Genomic DNA, 17479 nt, shown 5'->3' on the forward strand with positions numbered 1-17479 from the left:
AGGCATCCATTCTTGGCCCACGGTCCGACATCTTGTGTCGCAGGCCAAAAGGCAGCTGTCATGTGCAAATTCACGAGCGTCGCGTGGCGCCGGCCGGTGGCTGCACATCATGCAGCCCGGCCCATCCCGAAAGCCCTGCCTCAATGCGCAGGCTTAGCCTGGGCGATTGCCTGACTGGAGCCCTGTCTTGGTAGTCGCCGACGCCGCTTGCTCACGCCCCACACGTCGCCTCCAAAGCCTCGCAGCCACCAGTCGAGCATCGAGGAATTGACGACGGTTGCCGTGACCACGTAGTGACCTTCCTTCTCGATCATGGTCTGGTCCTTCGACAACGGCGTCTCGGTGAGATGAAACCCCGCCGTCTTGTCGATACTGAAGCGCAACTGGATTTCCTCTGCGCGGCCAAACCCAAATCCGCCTTCGGCGTCATACCGGGCAAGATCAAAGTCCTTCGGATAGTCAAAGCTCAGCGTCGTGATCGAAGCGCTCTGGATGCGGTGCAGCGCAAGACTGCGTTCGTCGTCATAGCCGTCGAACCGGCAGACCAGGTACATGCGTGGGCCTTGCTGCGCCAGGCCCAGGGGCATGACGCGCGCTTGCTGCTTCCATCCCGCCGCATTCGCGTAGTCGACATCAAGGTAGCGGTTGTCGAACAGCGCCTCGCTGACCGACTCGAACACGCTCGGTTTGATCTCGGGTGCCAGCAAGGGCTGGCTTGTCGAGACGACCCGCACTTTGCGCAGCCATTGGCGCTCCAGCCTTGCGTTGCTGTCCGGGCCCAGATTGCGCGAGGCCTGCTCAAAAAACCCCTCCATGGACCGCATGAGCTTTGGGGGAAGCAGGGCATGCAGCTGCGCATGCGCCAGCTTCAGCAGCAGCGATTCCTGCGGCGTGAGGCTCGGCAGCGCAATCCCTTGCGCGCGCGCCAGCCATGAATAGCCATACGGTTTTGAGCGTGCATCGCGCTCCAGCTCGAACCGATCGGCAAGCGTATCGAGGTGGCGCTGGACCGTGCGAATGTCCCGATCGAAGCCCTCGGCGGCAAGCTGCCGGTGCAGTTCGGCTGCCGTGATCTTGCGATGTTTCGGGATGCGCTTGAGGATTTCCAGAAGAATAAGGGCTGTATCCAGGCCTTCCTTGCGTTGACCCATGCTCAAAGCCTCCAGCGGGTTCGGCCCGCAAATACTTGCCACAGCCGCACCATGGCGTAGGTGTCGAGCGCGCAATAAGCCAGTAGCTGCTGGCGCAGCACGGTGCGGCGCTCGGCGCGGGTCTCCACCCGGATGGCTTCGAGGAACGCTTGCTGGGCGTCACCGCCGTTCTGCACTCCATCAAGCTTCGCGTAAGACAATTCCGGGACTGCCGCAGGCAGCACGGCCTTGATGCTCCAGCTCCCCTCCTGCGCCGGGTGGTAGTACCGGTTTCGTGCAATGGGAAGCAGATCGACCACCCGCGCGCGGATGGCCTCCAGGCGCTTGGCCAGTTCCGGGAAGCGCTGCGCGAGCTCCGCCAGGCGCGATGTCTCGAAGCTGGCGTTGTAGACAAAGACTGGGCCGCTGCGCCCGCAATGCTCGATCAGGTGCTCGGCGAACGGCCTTGATGGATCGCCCCCGGACAGATCCAGGAACTCCGCATGATCCAGGGAGCCTTGGGGCGTCAAGACGTGCAGGCTGTATTGAAACGGGATCTGCTGGTAGGGACGCGTGCCGGCCCACACGGGCACGCCAAACTGAATGGTCTCGAAATCCAGGAAATACCCGGGGAGGGTATGTTCAGCCAAGTCGGCCTTGGCGCCCTTGCGGTCGAAATGGATCTTGTCTCCAACCGTGCAGTCGCGCACGCGCCTCTGCACATCATTGAGCGCGTCATCCGGGATGTCACGCATGTCGCGCACGCCCTGGGCCACCCAGGTTTGCTTCGAGAGGCGCGGCAACCAGGAGATGGGCATCTCCGCCTGGGGCTCCAAGCTCGAGCAGTACCCATAAAAGGCACAGTCGTAGGGATGGCTGCACTGGGGTCCCGTCGTCGCGTCCGGCATTTCCCCCTGATCGGCAATTCTGGATGCCTCAACAATCCAGGACTGCGCTTCGTGCGAGCGCTGCGCTGCCTCGGCGGTCAGATCCACCTCGGTGAGCAGCCCCTCGTAGCGGCCGTCTCCCGGGTAGACCCACGAGCTATTGATGTGCGCAAGCGCAACCGCGCTGAGATCGACCCCGGCGGATCGAACGACATGGGCCTGCAGGGCGACGTCGTCGCGGTGCACGTCATTGACCGACGCTGCGGATTTCACTTCCACCATGCGCCATCCTGTTGTCCTTGCACGCGCCTTCGCCGGGAGCAGGATGTCGGCGAGAACAAGGGCACCACCCGCGCTGAAGCTTCCTTCGAAGATGGGCTTGCGGATCGCCAGGGCCTGCATGGTTGCAATGAAGGCTGCTGGAAAGCCGAGTTGCGGCAGGTCGATGAGTCGTCCAGTTCCCGCAGGGTCGTACAAGTCGCGCGCCAGCACACCAACCTCCTGGCCGGCGGCGATCGAGATTGCCGCGCCGGCGCCTCCGTCCTTGAGGTCAGGACGATGCACGTCAAGCCAGAGGCGCCTCGGACATTGCCGATACGCGAGGATATTGGACTTGGATAGCAAGGAACCTCCCACCGGTTCAAGCCAAACTGCACATCGCACAGACGAATGATGCATGATTGCTGCGACAACCTGTGTCGCTGGCGTGAATCTGGATGTTGGCGACTCTTCGAGGTGATGCGAATCGATGCCGTAACGCGATCGCCTTCGGGGGCGCGATCGCTGCACAGTCCGCGCCAGGCGGAGGAGCCCTCTCGGATTCACCCAAGCTCGATGCGCCACATACCGCGATAGCCACCTTCGATCCACGAGCCTTCGAGAATCGAGGACTCCGCAAACATGTGGAGCGAAGCGCGACCGCTGACTTGCTCGGCGTTCAGCACGAAGTGGCCGCTACCGTCATTGGCGCCGCGGTATTGCACCAACCCATCGTCCTCGTATTCGACCAGGATTTCACCATCCGTGATCTTGACTACACATGGATAGTTCTCCGAAGCGCTGTCGTCGGAGTAGTAGACGCTGGACATCTTGCTGTTGTTCCAGATGGTCATGATGGCAGGCTCTCTTAGGTTGAACGGATCGGGATGTCGCTTCATGGCGACTTGGCTCCGTGGCAGCAAGTGCCTCACTTGCCAGGGGTTGGAAGCATGATGCGCGAGCTGTGCGACAACATGTGTCGCAACGGAGAAGACTGCCGGGCAGCGCAATCGATGCGGTACACCAAGCTCTTCCTTTCGAAGGTTGGATTCAGGGAAGCTTGGTCGAAAGGCGCGCATTGCTTAAGCTCATACTTCTGTCACCAGCCCTTGTAAATTCTCATCGCCGGCCGTTTTGCGGCCGAGTCGCCCGCTGGTAGGCCACGGCCAATACCGATCGAAGATCAATCGAGTGGCGGTGTCGTATCAAGTCAAGATGAAGGGATGATGGCCCCAAAGCAAGTGCCGGCCGTGGGGAGCACGGATCAGCGGTCGTTCAACAGAGCCGAATCCTGCCGACTCGCCAAAGGCCACAGAGTCTCGGCGAATTTAGCAAAACCTGAGCGCCAATTGGGCCGCTTGTTCGCGCTGATGCCCAAATGGTCAGCGCGTCGGCGACCGCGTGATCTGGAGCCCTTGCCCGAGACATCATGTGCGACAAAAGCGGAATGAGACAGAGCCTGATCAAGGAAAAGCTGCACGCTGCGCAAATTCGCGCGGGCGCGCACAAGTCGGGCCTGCTCATTTTCGTGATCGACGCGGTTTGGCGTGTGCCTCTCAAGACGACGCGCTCGTGCTCCAAAACGAAGACCAGAAGCCTTCATCGCTTGGCATTAAATCCTCGTACCGCGCCATTTGGCGAGGATCCTTACTGAGCAGTGCGGCCACTGCAGGTGCAACTGGCGCAAGCAGAGTGCCCGCCGCCCGCTTGAAATCATCGATGCGCAGGTCATCAACCTTGCGCTCGAATGCAACTCGATGTGCGGCGATCCAGAGGCAAACGATGAGGCGCTGAATTCCGGCGGTCAATTGATACACAAGGTATCGCAGCTCGCGATCGACTGTGATCGGCTTCAGTACAAATTGGTACCGAGCCAACTGGTCAACGAAAAATTCGAAGGCTTTGTCCTCAGCGCTCTGGAACGGCTCCACCTTGTGATATCCGCAGGTCACAAATCGCTGCACGTTGCTCAGTCGCTTTGAGAGTGCGGAAATCCCGTCGGGTGTCCCAGAAATCACCAAGGGAATTTGAGCCGTATTCGTGAACGTGATAATCGATTTCAGCGCCTGATCCTCAATTAGACTTAACTCAAGGATGCCATCGACTTTGCGCCGGCCACGCTGCTCCAGCGTAGGAACTTTGAAAAAATTTTGAATCTCGTCGAGATGCAGAACACCTAGAAAGTGCCCTTTTGCAACCTGCATCCATTCATCAAGCATTTGCGAGCCATTGCGCCGGCCGCGCGCGAGCGCCGTCGCAAACCGCGGGGGACGATCCGGCAGGTAGCGCGCAAACGCCTCGTCCATGGCGAACATCAGATTCGCAGCTAGGTCGGCTGCTCGACCGCTCGACGGCACATCGGCAGACAGCCACACCACCTGGTAATGTGGTCCGACAAGCTTGGGAAATTTGGGGTGTTTGATGACTTGGCTGGGGTAGAGGCTCAGCCTGCGTTTGGTTGCCACAGTCTTGCCAACGCCCGAGTGTCCGACCACGGCGGCCGACATGGCCGGTGCCTGGAGCGGTCTGCGATCCGGTTCATTCGCGACCATAGACCAAGTTGAGGCTCGCATAGGGTCGCGATACCGGTAACCCTGGCGCGTCATCAAATCGATTGTCTCAGCGGCCCGCGCGCCCTCGAGTGAGGGGACGTGTAGGTCGCGCAAGGTTGGAAGCATGTGCAGCCGAATATGCTTCGGGACACCTTCCAATTTGCCTGGTGGAGTCGGCAGAAACGTCAGACGCGCGAGCGTCTCTGCGCGTGAGAAAATCGGCCCAAGGGCCTCCGTCAGGATATTGCCGGCGTATGGATCATGTGGGTTAGGCAATGTCATGGCGATCTCCGACGTGGTTGAGCGAAGCCAAGATGCGCTGCATTTCGGCGTTGTGGAGCTCCTCGGCTTCCTCTGGCGACTTCACCTCCGGCGCCGCCGCTGGCTGTAATTTGTCGTGTAGTTGTAGTGCCGAACCTGCCCGGACTTCCAATTCCTTAGCCTCCGTCAAAGTGGGCGGTGATCGACCATCGCGGCTAACGGCCATTTTGGTAAGTTTCTTCGCGTTTTCGACGATTGCCTGCTTATCTCGCAGCGACTCAACTTTGATCTTCAAATTGCTGTGCGCAATCTCAGCATTTCGGCACAGGCTGTATTGGTGTGCGTCCGTAACTTCGTCAAACGTCAGCTCGGGGGATGCTGTCGACTGATCCATGAGGTGCAGATCTAACATGCCAACCCCTCCGACATTGGGTGTCCAGATGCTCCCGACGGCCCCCGGAAAATAGTGGGCCAAGAGATCCCAACCACCGAAGTTTCGAGCCTGCGCGGTCCATTGGCGGTCTCCGATCTTCGGCGCGGTGTAGTCTCGGCCGGCGAATCTCACGCCGCTCCTTGTCACGCGGCCCGGACCGGTTGGCAAAAGCGAACTGATGAGCTGTGCCTTCGGAATGCTGCGCTGAAATCCGATCCCGACCGCATGTCCCCAATGCCATAGGCCAGATGGAGTTGGGAAGACCCCGGAGCCCTTCATGTGCGCATCGAGGCGGTGCGAGCGATTTGCAGTGAGGTTGTACTCTCTAAACGTGACATAGAGATACTGGACGAATTCGTGCACGGTAAGCACGGCTTCGTTCGGCTTGAATCGGCGCAGCTCGTACTCGGCGCGGCGCGGGTCAATGGCTCCGGGGACAAAATAGTACTGCTTGTCCTTTTCGATGCGATGCAAAACCTCGACGATGCCTTTGTAATCCGGACGATAGGGCGGCGCGTAACTCAAAGCGGGCAGCAATTCAACACCTGTCTGGCTCGCTGCGCGAGACAGATACTCCCCGCGGTCGCAGAGAAGCACAGCCGGGAGCGTTGCGGCTGGTGATAGGCCCAGGGCAGTGTCAAAACCCCATAGTGAAGCCAACAGATCAGCGCCGATGCCCGAGCAGAAAAGCGCCACTTTGGCCATTGACCAACTGGGACCCTGAAGGCAGACGAAGAACCCCACCACTGCAGTCGACCAAGTGTCAACCATGACATACACGATCGGCCGACCAATGATCCACGCGCGATTAATGGACGATCGCAAGTAAAGGTCACCGACCGTCGAATCGATGGCCCACGTGTGCCCAGGTCCGGCAACGCCCTGCCAGTTTTTCCCTGACAGCCCTCGCATGTTGCGATCGAAGTGTCCTTGCGTCGTCGACTCGAGCAGTCGCTGCAGGCGCGGAACTTGGGTCTCGATCACGCGACGGATTTGGCTAACGTTCGGATAATCGCCGCGGTCAGGACTCAATGCGATGAGTTCTCCGTTGACCTGTCGATAGCGCCGCACAAAATGACTGCCAACGATCCGCGTGCATCGCTCCGACATGCGCGGCTTTGGTAATGGAATGGTCGCGTCCGCAGCCAAGATCATTGCCCGCCACGCCGTGCTCATGCCAGGCTGGTCCGCATTTAGGTTGAGGCCTGTGCGCGAGCCGAGGCGCTGCTCGGTGGTCTTGCGCCCCGCTTTTTGACGCCCGCCTGGGTCGCAGGGGCGAGAGGCGTTCGGCGCCCCGCATCGGTCATGTCGAGGCCGCAAGCTAGCCTCGGTAATGCCATATCGACACAAGAGCGACCAGTTCTTGTAGATCGCTGCGCGGCTCAGCTTGGAGACTTGCATGGCTTCGCGAACGAGGCCTCCAAGGCCACCATGCACAGCGATGCTCTCCTGGAGTCGATCAACGCTCAGGAAAGATGCCATTGCTTTCTTGCGCCTCTCGTAAAGGGCCTGGGCTCGTTCGCCGATGATTGGGAGTAGGTGGACTGAATCGGATTCCAGGTCCACCTTGTGAAGTTGGTGCGCATCGTCTAACCGCGCCAGTTCAGTCCCGTCGATCCGAATCAAGCTGCCGACGAGCGGCAATGACGCTTTTTTGCGAGGCCCTCTTGTTTTCTCTAATCGCTTTCGACCGATTTGCCGCTGCTCCAGGGCCGCTGGGCGGTCGAGGCGGACAGCGACCACGGTTGCATTGGTTCTGTCGTCGAAGATAAACCGATATAGACCGCTCAGATCACCGGAGGTAATTTGAAAAAGCGCGTTGAACATCAGATGCATGCTGACCTCCGTGCGGCCACAGGGTTGAGCTGAACAAAATCTTCGTGGGCCATGCGAACTGGCGAGACGTGCGGTCGCCAGCCACGACGCAAATCGATGGGTAGCTCTCCTTGCCAGACAGCTTGCCAAAGCGCGCGCTGGGCGCAATCCATGGATCCGACGACACGCGCAAGGCTCTCGAGAATCTGGGTCATCGAATGGTTGGCACATCCGTGCGCTGCGGCAACGGCGGCTCGCCGTTGCCGCGCCGAAGCATCGGAGCCAAGCGCCCAAGGGAATGTGTTCCGCAGCGTCAGCCCGACCGATTTGTCGTACTGCTCAGGCGTGACCAAGATCCATGGAACGTTGCGCACGGCCCAATAATCCCGTTCGAGACGGAGCAGCTCAAGCGTGCGCTTGCGTTCTAGATCACTTTTGTACTTGCAAGCAATGGCGAGCAACTGATGAGCGCGCCCAGGCGCCCCAAGCGTGACCACAAGATCCGTGGTCATCACCCATGCTGAGGAACGGCCATTGCCGTGAACCTGGGGGTGCTTGATCGCAAGGGAAGAGGCCAGATCAAGTGTGCCGGGGCATCTGGCGCACGAGAGGGTCACGTCGTAGCTGGCGAGCTCATGCGCCGCCAACTCGGGTGCCAGTGGAAACTGCTCCCGAATGTCAACGAGGTGAGGAAGCATCGTCACGAACATGGAAGTCTCCCACTCCAGATCGCTTAGAAGCTCTAGCTGGCGGCCCCGCCAAACCATCAAGTGCGATCGTCCGAGGCTTGCCGGGTCCGATCGACTGACTCGATGCCAAGGCACGTATCCTTGGTGGGTACCTTGCCCGCGGCCAGAGGCCCGGTATCGGTCAAGCAAAGCTGGGGTAAATCTCTTTGTCGTACGCATCAGTTCCCCTTGACGGCTTCTGGACTGGTCGCAGAACCCGCTGCAGAAAAGCGAAAAAAGGGGAATTGACGGGACCGCAGAGGGCCCCTAGACTCAATACTGTTCAGATAGAGTGTAATCAGCGATAATTCGTCCTCATTGAGACTTGGATGAGGGCGGGGCATGGCTAGAACACGCAAGACGCTTGCAGCGCAGGTGGATGTGGCGCACCTGATCAGCGCAGGCGTGCTCGCCAGCGTGTGTCCGCGGGCGCTGATTGAGGAAGTGCTGAGCGAGACAGGCCGAGCCAGTCAGCGTGAGCGTCTATTACCTGCACCGGCGGTGGTGTACTACGTGATGGCGTTGGCGCTGTGGCGCGAAGCGCCTTTGGAGGAAGTGCTGCGGGTGGTCTGCGAGGGCCTGCAATGGCTGGGTGGGGGTCGAGCCGGTGCGGTCCAAGCCAGCAAATCGGCGATTTCGCAGGCGCGCACGCGGCTGGGCGCCGAAGTCCTGCATCGGTTGGCCCAGCGGGTGTTGCGACCGCTCGCTCAGCCCGGGGCGCCGGGCGCCTGGTATCGCGGACTGCGCGTGATGGCCTTGGACGGAAGCTGCATGGATGTGGCCGACGAGGCGGCCAACGCCGACTATTTCGGCTATCCCGGTGCTGCCCGCGGCCAGAGCGCCTTTCCACAGGCGCGGCTGCTGGGCCTGGTGGAGTGTGGAACCCACGCGGTGGTGGCCGCCGACATTGCGCCCTATCACCAGAGCGAACGTGCCATGGCCAGCCAACTACTGCCTGGGAAGTTGACGCCAGACATGCTGGTGCTGGCCGACCGCGGCTTCTACGGATTCAAGCTCTGGAGCCTGGCGTGCGCCACCGGCGCCAAGCTGGCCTGGAGAGTGCGATCCACGATCAAACTGCCGATTGAAAAGACACTGCCCGACGGCTCCTATCTCAGCACGGTGTTCGACAGCGAGGATCGCCAGCGCGAGCGCGTCGGACACACCATCCGGGTCGTCGAGTACCTGTTGAGCAACTCCGCCACGCCGACGCAGGACAGCTACCGGTTGGTCACCAACATCCTGGACCCCGTGGATGCGCCGGCGCTCGAACTGGCGGCGCTCTACCACGAGCGTTGGGAGATCGAGAGCGTCTTCGCCGAATTCAAGACGCATCTGCGCTCCAACAGTACCGTCCTGCGCAGCAAGACGCCGGAGTTGGTGAGGCAGGAACTCTGGGGGTTGCTTCTGGCACACTTCGCCATTCGCCAGCTCATGGCGCAAGCCGCCTGGCCGCGCAGTCTCGATCCGGATCGCCTGAGCTTTACCCACGCGGTGCGTGTGATCAAGCGAAAAATGCCGCAAGCCGCGGCCATTCCCCCCTGAGCATCTGCCCCAGTGGCGCGACGCGCTGCTCGAGGAAATCGCCTGCGGCCGCTGCGTGAGCAGCCGAGGGCAAACCAATCCGCGCGGCGTCAAGCGCAAGATGAGCAACTACCCCTTGCGCCGTCGCGGCGAAACCCTCCATCAACGCCATCAGCCGCAACCGATCCTCCGTATCTGAACAGTATTGCCCCTAGACTGACAACTGGTGTTAAAAGTCTGGGTCAAATCCCCAGCAAGGCGGCACGCGGTCGGCAAACCGTGTGCCGTTTTTTCTTGGCTAAGGCGGGTCCATTTTGTTCTCCGGCTTGGACTGCAGGTTCAGGTGAGGTGCTGCCGCATACACATCTGACTTAACCTGAGCGGGCAATTGCCACCAAGAGCGACGCGCGCCAAAGACCGATGCGTCGGGCTCGCTGCGCTGAGGAATCGGCCGCAGTCGTCGATCTCCGACATGGATCTGGGTGCTGCGCAGTGGCATTTGGATTGCGCATAGAGCTAAGTTTGTTGGCAGGAGCTAACCCATGATGTGATTCGTTTGTGCCGTAGCGAGTGTATCTCGTGCGAGGCAATTTATCAAAAAAATTAATTATGTTTCGCGATTTGATTGTTTTTCGCAATATATGCGGCAGACTCGCTTCACCGTTGCGCGTTGTGGGAGTTCATGGATCCGGCATGGCCTGGACGCGGCGAAAGTCAGCTTAGCCTCGCCGCACGATCACACCTGCGAGACGAATGCGAATGCCTTCGCCGAGGAGCTATCGAAGCTGCGCGGCAAGCGCCATGCCGTCCTCGATGACCGCTTCTTTCAACGGCTGCACCGCGCCCGAATTTGTTGCAAACTTCGGAGCTTGGTGCGGCGCGGCACTTGGCTTCAGCCGCCGCGGGCGATCGCAGCCGATAGTTTTCCGCTGGATGGCGGCCAGGGCCGTACCCAAGGGGGCAGCGGCTTGGCGCAGCATTCTTTCCAAATCCTGCATGGATACGCCCGCCTTCTCACTCGCTTGCTGAAGTGGCATTTCCTCCAGAATGAAAGCGGCGGCAGCGCGCTGCAAGCCCTGGAGCGCGGAGTTGCCGAACCCGGGCAAGCCAAGACTTCGCAGGCGCCTGTTAATGGCAGTTGGCTCGCCATTCAGGATGCTGGCTGCGCCTCGATGAATGCCTCTGCCTTCAATGTAGGCTGCTCGTATTGCCTCATCGTTCCATTGACGCCGCGGCCCCTGAGCTGGACAGACCTCGCTGGTGTCAACAGTGGAAATCAGTGCCCCCAGTGCCTCAGCCTCGCAGTCGTACAGCACAGCTAGCGCGATAGCGTAGGTAGTCGTGCTGATTCCCGAGCGCCTTCCCCAAGCCGCCCGGTCCACAGCACACCAGGAGGGGCCATCCCGTGAGGTCGAGATCAGGCCCGGGTCAACGCAAGCAAGCCATCGCGAGTCAAATTTCTCTCTCACGAGGTCGCTGGTGAAGCGTTGCCGAGTTGCACCCCTGCCGCCCTGCAAGTCGAGCGCTCTGGCGCGCTTTCTAACCGCCTTCGACACGGTGCTCTCATTCAATGGCCATTTGCGGCTGATTAGATCGGACTCAACCGCGAGGAATGTCTGAACTGACTGGCTCCGTTGAAGCGCCTCGACCCAATGTGTGTCAATCTGTTCGGAGTCACCAATAAAAGCCGATGGCGACCGCCAGACAGCATTCGCGTTATCGACGACGTTCAGTGGGCAGCCGTGCTTGGGACACCAATACAAGCCTGGCAACTGGTGCTCGCGACGCCAGTAGGCAATGCCGTGAAAATCCTGGTCTTCCGTGACACATTGATTGCAAAAGTACGCGCTTGGCCTCGCCTCGCGCATCGCGCTCGCCCACAGAACCGACCCGCACTGCGAACTTCCATGGGGCACGTCGAAGCGGTCCCCCAAGATGGCGCGCCGCAACGGCAGACTTGTGTGATTCCTGACAAAGACCATGACGTCCAGCCCCGCCACGGCTGCCAAGAGTTCCACCGTTGAAACCTCCCGCCGTGATCGGGCCCCTTTACCCATCCACGTTAACAATGACTCAAACGTCTTGCTAGCCCCGCCGAAGCCGTTCAAACTCATAACCCGTCCGCAATAGCCGCTCGCCAATTCGTCCGGGAGGATTGCGGGCTGGATCAACATTACTCGTTCCCATGCCGGTCGATCGATCCCGGATCGCCTGGCGCCCTGAGGACTGAAAGTGATCGAATCACAGTCGACAACGCTTTCGCGTGCGCGGCCGAGCCATCCCAAGTGGTTTTGAGCGCCTCGATGAGTTCGTCGCTTTCACGCACGGCATCGGTCGTGACACCCTTGTCAAAACGTTCGACGAATAGACACACCTCTTCCAGCAACCGGGAATGACGCAAGCCGCGCCCGCTCAGGATGCGACTGACCTGCGACTGACTCGCGCCGACAGCTTCGGCGATCTGGGCCTGGCTGATGCCTTGTTGCCGGCAGATCTCTCCAGCTCGCATCACACGTGCATGGGATTTTGCATCTAGCATGCATAAAGCATACGTTTTTGCATAAACGCATGCAAGAGAAAAATTCCCTTTCGGCCATGCCCTAACCCAGTAGATCCTCTCGCTCGTGCTTAGGGACTTGGCGACTTAATGCTCGCTCGATCACTCGCTTGGTCAAGGGGAGGCGCTCCAATACTCTCAACTTTGGCTTGAGCTCAGGCACGGCTTGATAGATTTGCGAAAGGCGCAGCACACGTCCCTGATTGGCCAAGCTCAACTGGAGCACTGACTTTTCGACGGCCGCACTGAGCCATCGATCTCTTTCGTCCCAGAGCACCGGACCTCGGCGTGTGTAGGCCTCGCGTGGAACGCGCGGTGGTGTCATTTGCTGCAACCACGCCCGATCGTTGCGATACAAGCACGCATACAGCGCAGGGTTCATGGCGCGAAGCAGCTTCGGCCCCATCGCTGCGTGGTCACTCAATAGTGTCGTCCATTCGGAGCGTGCGTTCGCCTTTGCCGCTCGTTGCATGGCATGGCGCCATGCGGCGTGTAGCCCCACTTCGGTTCGCAGAACGCGTGTCACAGCCTGCAGCGATACGCCGTGACGTTGAGCGACAGTTTGCTTGTCCATGCCTTCCGTCAGATCCGCAATGAGCCTTGCAAGAATAGGGGGTTTGAGGGTCTTCGGGCGCCGTGACACGCGGATCCCTGCTTGTGTCGCCCATGCGAGAGCCGTGTCCACGTCTACTCCGGTCATCCGCGCTGCCGCCGTCGGTGACAGGCCCGAGCGCAGGAGCGCCGACAACCTGCTCCGGCGCGGATCACGGTCGGATGACTGGCCCGCACCAGCCACAGAGGATTCCGGCAGCACAGTCTCCTGCACGGCAGGAACCGCTTCGTACGCAACACGAAACGCCTCCCAACCGTCGTAAAGCCAGTTGACTGCCAGCAGGATGCGCAATGGATGGGTGCCACCGCCCATCGAACGGAACAGTCTCCCAATTTGCGTCTGGGCGCCCCCGAGGGTTATCGGCAGGGAATCCAGCTCGCGGGGGCCACGCAACCGCTGGCAATAGTGCATGTAGCTTTCACTCATCGCACGCAACCGCAGATTCCCGCCGCTTGTCATCCATCCACGCGCTGCGCACTGCGCGCGGATGGCCAGTTGTGCACGTGTGGCATCAAACCAACCCTCCGGCGCACGAGAATCGACCAGCGCGCAAACCAGGGAACCCAGCGATCCCAACGCCGCAATTGTTGGAAACCTCGTGTCATACTCCGCCGTTCGGAGTGATTCCTGGCTCGGTAGGTTCCATTGGAAGCGTTCGACGCCAGTTGACTTCACTGTGCTCTCACTCAGCGGCTGAGCATGTTTCGGACATATCCAAACGCCTGGGTACTGATGCTGCAAATGCCAGTACGCCCATCCATGCTCTGCCAGGTCGTCTCGCATGCATTGCGCACACGCCTTGAGCGGATGGTTCGCGCGAAACCGACTGGTGAGCAGCCCAAGCCGAAATTTCAGATGCGCGACTGACCCACCGCACATGGAGCTGACAAATTCTGGAATACGCGATGCATGTATGAACGGAAGGTAATAGTGAAGCAGCGTGCGTTGACGAGCGATCTGACCCGCCGTCCCAAGTTGACCCTTCGTTCGCCAGATGAGTGCATCAAGTGCATTCGGGAAATCATGATGCAATCCGGCTCGTTGTGCCCCGTATAGCAACATGCTGGTCTGCCAAGCCCGTGGATGCCCCCAGAGCACATGAAGCCGGCTTGCCAAGCTGAACAGCGTCTCGTCTGGCAGCCATTGCAGGAGTGGCTCGGGGGCGAGATCAAGTTCTCTGGGCTCCATAACGTGGCGCGAACGGCAGAACACAAGATCTGCATACTATGGCGAAGACACACTGAAGAAGGCACCCAAATACAGCCGCGCGTGAATTGCTTCGTCCCATTCTCATGGCTAGGTCACTCCCGACCTTTGGGACCCAGCCTCTTGGTCGATGTCTTGATCGGCTTGACCCGGCTCACCCATGCCATTCCGCGGATAGCGGCGAATGGCTCAAGTTCGGCCTGAACGGCCATTGGGCATGGGTTGCGGCGACGACCGCTATGCTGGTGCCAGCGGTCGCACCCAGCGTCAACCTCCCGAGCGTCAGCCTCCTGCGCCTGCGAACTGGCGCTCTCGACCCATTGCTGTCATTCGAGTCGCACCGCCGAGCGACCGCTGTGCAGCGGTTGGAGCCAGTCACTGGCGACAGGTGTACTCACGCTAACTGGTACCAAGCAGTCGATATGCAAAGCGACAGGCGACGGCCCCAACGGCGGCTGTATGAAGTACTGCGGTCATAGGATTGCGGACCCGGCTGGCGCCGGACGGACAGCATCCCCATCATCTGGACTGGTGCTACCGACCTTGAAACGACCTTGGTCGAGACAAAGTGAACTACCGCAGTTGGTTGAAAGCACCGCTCCTGATCGACTCCACATTGCAGCCATTGAACGCCGACGCCCAGTGCCGGAGCTAAGGCCGCCCCCGATGACCACCTCAGATTTCCGTCTCCTCGGAGATTTCAAGGGCGTCGTCGACTTCGATACCCAGGTACCTCACGGTCGATTCCAGCTTGGAATGGCCGAGCAACAACTGCACAGCTCGGAGGTTCTTTGTGCGTCGATAGATCAACGTCGCCTTGGTCCTTCGCATCGAATGGGTCCCGTATTCGGAACGGTCTAGACCAAGTTCATCCACCCAGTGCCCAAGAATCCGGGCGTACTGCCGAGTTCCCAAGTGAGGCGACTCGTGAAGCCTGCTGGGGAAGAGGAAATTATCTGATTTCAGTGCAGCCCGCTTGATCCAGGCATGCAGGGCTTCGCGGGTAACTTCCGTGATCTCGAACTGGACTGGGCGTTTGGTCTTGTGCTGCACGACAATAGCTCGCGTGGCCAACTGGTCGCCATGCGACACGTCACGAACCTTGAGTGAAACGAGGTCGCAGCCCCGAAGCTTACTGTCGATTCCAAGGTTGAAGAGTGCGAGCTCGCGGACCCGACCTTCCATCTGAAGGCGTACTCGCAGAGCCCAGATGTCCTTCACCTTGAATGGTGCCTTTTGCCCGACGATCTTGCCCTTGTTCCACGGCTCGTGATGAACAGCATTGCCTGAGTTTTCCATGATGGTCTCCCATCGAGTTGAGGGTCCCAGAGCATGCGCTTGGCACCGGCATCTCGCGCAGAGTCAAGTCTGAAAAGCTCAGTCACCCGAGTCCGTGGACTGCGCTTGAGCGCGCCGGCCAACCTGCGCATTCGGCCAGAACCGGTCGATTGGCTTTGCCGAACCGATGACCTCAGCTAAACAATGTCGGTTGAAGTAGCAGGATGAACCTGCCGCCACTGCTGTATGTTGTCCCTCAATTACATGAACAGCTTGGCAATGACGTGAAAAGCAAGGGTTAACCCGTTATCCCTAACATCGCTATGGTCATCCTCGAACCGAGCCGGCCACCCCCGCAGAAATCTCGTTTGAGAGCGTCCGCAGCCGTGGCACGTAGCGCGTAGCGATCTCCCGATCTGACACCGCGTTTTGCTGAAGAACGAGATTGATGGCCCCGATGGCGTGGTGGCCTACGAGTATCGGGAAGCCGATGGCGACAACGCTTGCTTCCGACGCCCATTCTCCCCGGTTCATCGAATAGCCGCGCTTTCTCGTCTCTCGGATGATCCGTTTCACGTAGGCCCCATCGCGCGCCAACGCACCGATCGCATCCGTTCTGGCGCGCAGTAAAGCCAGGGTGGCCTCTCGTTCTTCCACGTCGCACCAACTGAGCCAGGCACGGCCCAGTGAGGACACCAGCATGGGAATGCGGATGCCAATCGTGGCCCGGTGTTGCGACAGCAGGCTGGCGCGGTGGGTCGATTCCCGCACGATCATGAAGCCCCCATCGGGCGTGGCCAGATCGCTCGGCCATGACAGTGCGCGCAAGTGGTCTTTCATGGCGGGCGCGGCGACCTGGTCGATCCAGTCCGCGGCCACATAGCCTTCTGACAGGCGCCGAACTTCAAAGCCGAGTGAATAGAACGTGCCTTCGTCCTTTTGATGGACAAATCCCTCACCCCGCAAGGTTTCCAGCAGACGTTTGACCGTGGTGCGGTGGATACCGGTGTGCCGCGCAAGGTCGGTCACGCTGCCCACACCGCCAGGCATTTCGTTGAGTGCGCGCAGCACCGCCAACCCTCGGGTCAGACCCCGGACTTCCCGGTACGTGGTGGCGTCTTCTGCAATGGGGGCGAAATTCTTCATGGTGCACTCTGTGCACAGACTATACGCGGATCGACAGCTCCAAGACACTGCGTTGCACTGCAGAAAGCGATCAATTCCAAACGTCCAGTAGACAACATGTCGATCAACCGTCGCGAACTCATTTCATTGGCTGCACTTGGCCTGGATATGGCCATGGGCCAACCCGCTATGGCGCAAGAGTGGCCAGCACGCCAACCCCTCAGGATCATCGTTCCGTATCCAGCGGGCGGTAACGCCGCCTCGGCTGCTCGGGCGATTGCCGAGATCGTGTCCACCAACATCAAGCAGACGGTGATCATCGACAACCGCCCCGGTGCGTCGTCGATCATAAGGACCGAGGCCGCTTCACGCGCACCCGCCGACGGCTATACGCTGGGCGTGGTGTCCGACTCGCACGCCATCAATCATGCGATGGCCAAGCTGCCCAAGTCGGCCGACATTCTGGGCGCCACGGTGTCCTATGACGCCGTGCGCAACTTTGTGCCGGTAGCCGGGATGATCCAGGTGCCTCTGGTCCTGGTGGTCAACCCCAAGGTCTCTGCGCGCAGCGTCAAGGATCTTGTGGCCATGTCCACCAAGGCGCCAGGTACGAACTTCGGCACCATGGGAACTGGAAGTCCCTGGTCCATCCACATGCACCAGCTGAACAACCTGACAAAGGGCGCCTTTGTCGATGTGCCGTACAAGGGTCTCGCGCCAGCCGCGACCGATCTGCTTGCCGGCCAGATCGACTCGCTGGTGATGCCCGTGCGCTACGCACGGCAGCACATACGCGGAGGCAAGCTGGTGGCCCTGACCACGCTGGGCGCCCAGCGCCACCCGATGTTGCCCGATGTGCCGACGCTGGCCGAGGCTGGTTACCCCGGCCTGAGCATCGCCAACTACCTGTACTTCGTGGCACCTGCGGGCACTCCACAACCGGTGGTGGATCGCCTCTCGCGCGAGATCAATGCCGCACTGCGCCTGCCCGCCATGCGCGAAAAGATGATCACTTCGGGCGACCCGTACCACGCCGAACCCAGAGAACTGTCTGCACGGCTGCTGCGCGATATCGACGCGTATGGACCGGTGATTTAAGCCATCGTCAAGTA

At 60.2% G+C, this 17479-nt stretch carries 13 protein-coding genes; 2 read left to right on the forward strand and 11 right to left on the reverse strand.

Annotation, left to right across the window (positions count from 1 at the left end):
- Positions 1-140 precede the first annotated feature (140 nt).
- From CD04_RS0111320 to CD04_RS0111350, 6 genes are all read right to left on the reverse strand, one after another.
- Positions 141-1151: a YafY family protein gene (locus tag CD04_RS0111320; RefSeq protein ID WP_051849126.1), complete on the reverse strand. Its 1011-nt coding sequence runs from the start codon at positions 1149-1151 to the stop codon at positions 141-143.
- Between the two features lie 2 nt (positions 1152-1153).
- A complete protein-coding gene (locus CD04_RS0111325; protein ID WP_231480550.1) occupies positions 1154-2641 on the reverse strand; it encodes a DUF2779 domain-containing protein in 1488 nt (495 codons plus the stop codon).
- Positions 2642-2838: 197 nt separating this feature from the next.
- A complete protein-coding gene (locus tag CD04_RS0111330) occupies positions 2839-3174 on the reverse strand; it encodes a hypothetical protein (protein ID WP_197033086.1) in 336 nt (111 codons plus the stop codon).
- 657 nt (positions 3175-3831) lie between these two features.
- Positions 3832-5109, reverse strand: a complete 1278-nt coding sequence (locus CD04_RS0111340) for an AAA family ATPase (RefSeq protein ID WP_031406851.1) — start codon at positions 5107-5109, stop codon at positions 3832-3834.
- Positions 5096-6226 carry a hypothetical protein gene (locus CD04_RS0111345; protein ID WP_231480551.1) on the reverse strand — a complete coding sequence of 377 codons (1131 nt, stop codon included), beginning with the start codon at positions 6224-6226 and terminating at the stop codon, positions 5096-5098. The genes CD04_RS0111340 and CD04_RS0111345 overlap by 14 nt, the downstream gene beginning before the upstream one ends.
- 1121 nt (positions 6227-7347) lie before the next feature.
- Positions 7348-8046, reverse strand: coding sequence for a TnsA endonuclease N-terminal domain-containing protein (locus CD04_RS0111350; protein ID WP_231480552.1), 699 nt, complete (start codon positions 8044-8046; stop codon positions 7348-7350).
- A gap of 360 nt (positions 8047-8406) precedes the next feature.
- On the opposite strand from CD04_RS0111350, the gene CD04_RS0111355 reads away from it, so the two are divergent.
- Positions 8407-9609 (forward strand): IS4 family transposase, encoded by a 1203-nt coding sequence (locus tag CD04_RS0111355; protein WP_031406857.1) that lies wholly within the window; start codon positions 8407-8409, stop codon positions 9607-9609.
- 755 nt (positions 9610-10364) lie between these two features.
- On the opposite strand, the gene CD04_RS0111360 is transcribed toward CD04_RS0111355, so the two are convergent.
- The 5 genes from CD04_RS0111360 to CD04_RS0111380 form a co-directional block, all read right to left on the reverse strand.
- A complete protein-coding gene (locus CD04_RS0111360) occupies positions 10365-11762 on the reverse strand; it encodes a TniQ family protein (protein ID WP_031406859.1) in 1398 nt (465 codons plus the stop codon).
- Positions 11762-12127, reverse strand: a complete 366-nt coding sequence (locus CD04_RS0111365) for a helix-turn-helix transcriptional regulator (protein WP_031406861.1) — start codon at positions 12125-12127, stop codon at positions 11762-11764. Before CD04_RS0111365 ends, CD04_RS0111360 begins: the two co-directional genes overlap by 1 nt.
- 61 nt (positions 12128-12188) lie before the next feature.
- The gene (locus CD04_RS0111370) at positions 12189-13946 is read right to left on the reverse strand and encodes a TnsD family Tn7-like transposition protein (RefSeq protein ID WP_031406863.1); all 1758 of its coding nucleotides are present in this window, start codon (positions 13944-13946) and stop codon (positions 12189-12191) included.
- Between the two features lie 693 nt (positions 13947-14639).
- A complete protein-coding gene (locus CD04_RS0111375; RefSeq protein WP_031406864.1) occupies positions 14640-15263 on the reverse strand; it encodes a tyrosine-type recombinase/integrase in 624 nt (207 codons plus the stop codon).
- Positions 15264-15569: 306 nt separating this feature from the next.
- Positions 15570-16388 (reverse strand): DNA-binding transcriptional regulator, encoded by an 819-nt coding sequence (locus CD04_RS0111380; RefSeq protein WP_031406866.1) that lies wholly within the window; start codon positions 16386-16388, stop codon positions 15570-15572.
- A 96-nt stretch (positions 16389-16484) separates the two neighbouring features.
- Here CD04_RS0111380 and CD04_RS0111385 point away from each other — a divergent pair, with 96 nt between their 5' ends.
- The gene (locus CD04_RS0111385; protein ID WP_051849128.1) at positions 16485-17465 is read left to right on the forward strand and encodes a tripartite tricarboxylate transporter substrate binding protein; all 981 of its coding nucleotides are present in this window, start codon (positions 16485-16487) and stop codon (positions 17463-17465) included.
- Positions 17466-17479 lie beyond the last annotated feature (14 nt).

Source organism: Thiomonas sp. FB-Cd, from assembly GCF_000733775.1.
In the GTDB taxonomy this organism is placed as follows: domain Bacteria; phylum Pseudomonadota; class Gammaproteobacteria; order Burkholderiales; family Burkholderiaceae_C; genus Thiomonas_A.

Bases quoted from the DNA above. Each gene is read 5' to 3' on its own strand.
- CD04_RS0111330 (WP_197033086.1), bottom strand. From the start codon at position 3,174: ATGAAGCGACATCCCGATCCGTTCAACCTAAGAGAGCCTGCCATCATG.
- CD04_RS0111320 (WP_051849126.1), bottom strand. From the start codon at position 1,151: ATGGGTCAACGCAAGGAAGGCCTGGATACAGCCCTTATTCTTCTGGAA.
- CD04_RS0111380 (WP_031406866.1), bottom strand. From the start codon at position 16,388: ATGAAGAATTTCGCCCCCATTGCAGAAGACGCCACCACGTACCGGGAA.
- CD04_RS0111365 (WP_031406861.1), bottom strand. From the start codon at position 12,127: ATGCTAGATGCAAAATCCCATGCACGTGTGATGCGAGCTGGAGAGATC.
- CD04_RS0111360 (WP_031406859.1), bottom strand. From the start codon at position 11,762: ATGTTGATCCAGCCCGCAATCCTCCCGGACGAATTGGCGAGCGGCTAT.
- CD04_RS0111375 (WP_031406864.1), bottom strand. From the start codon at position 15,263: ATGGAAAACTCAGGCAATGCTGTTCATCACGAGCCGTGGAACAAGGGC.
- CD04_RS0111340 (WP_031406851.1), bottom strand. From the start codon at position 5,109: ATGACATTGCCTAACCCACATGATCCATACGCCGGCAATATCCTGACG.
- CD04_RS0111385 (WP_051849128.1), top strand. From the start codon at position 16,485: ATGTCGATCAACCGTCGCGAACTCATTTCATTGGCTGCACTTGGCCTG.
- CD04_RS0111355 (WP_031406857.1), top strand. From the start codon at position 8,407: ATGGCTAGAACACGCAAGACGCTTGCAGCGCAGGTGGATGTGGCGCAC.
- CD04_RS0111370 (WP_031406863.1), bottom strand. From the start codon at position 13,946: ATGGAGCCCAGAGAACTTGATCTCGCCCCCGAGCCACTCCTGCAATGG.
- CD04_RS0111350 (WP_231480552.1), bottom strand. From the start codon at position 8,046: ATGTTCGTGACGATGCTTCCTCACCTCGTTGACATTCGGGAGCAGTTT.
- CD04_RS0111345 (WP_231480551.1), bottom strand. From the start codon at position 6,226: ATGGCCAAAGTGGCGCTTTTCTGCTCGGGCATCGGCGCTGATCTGTTG.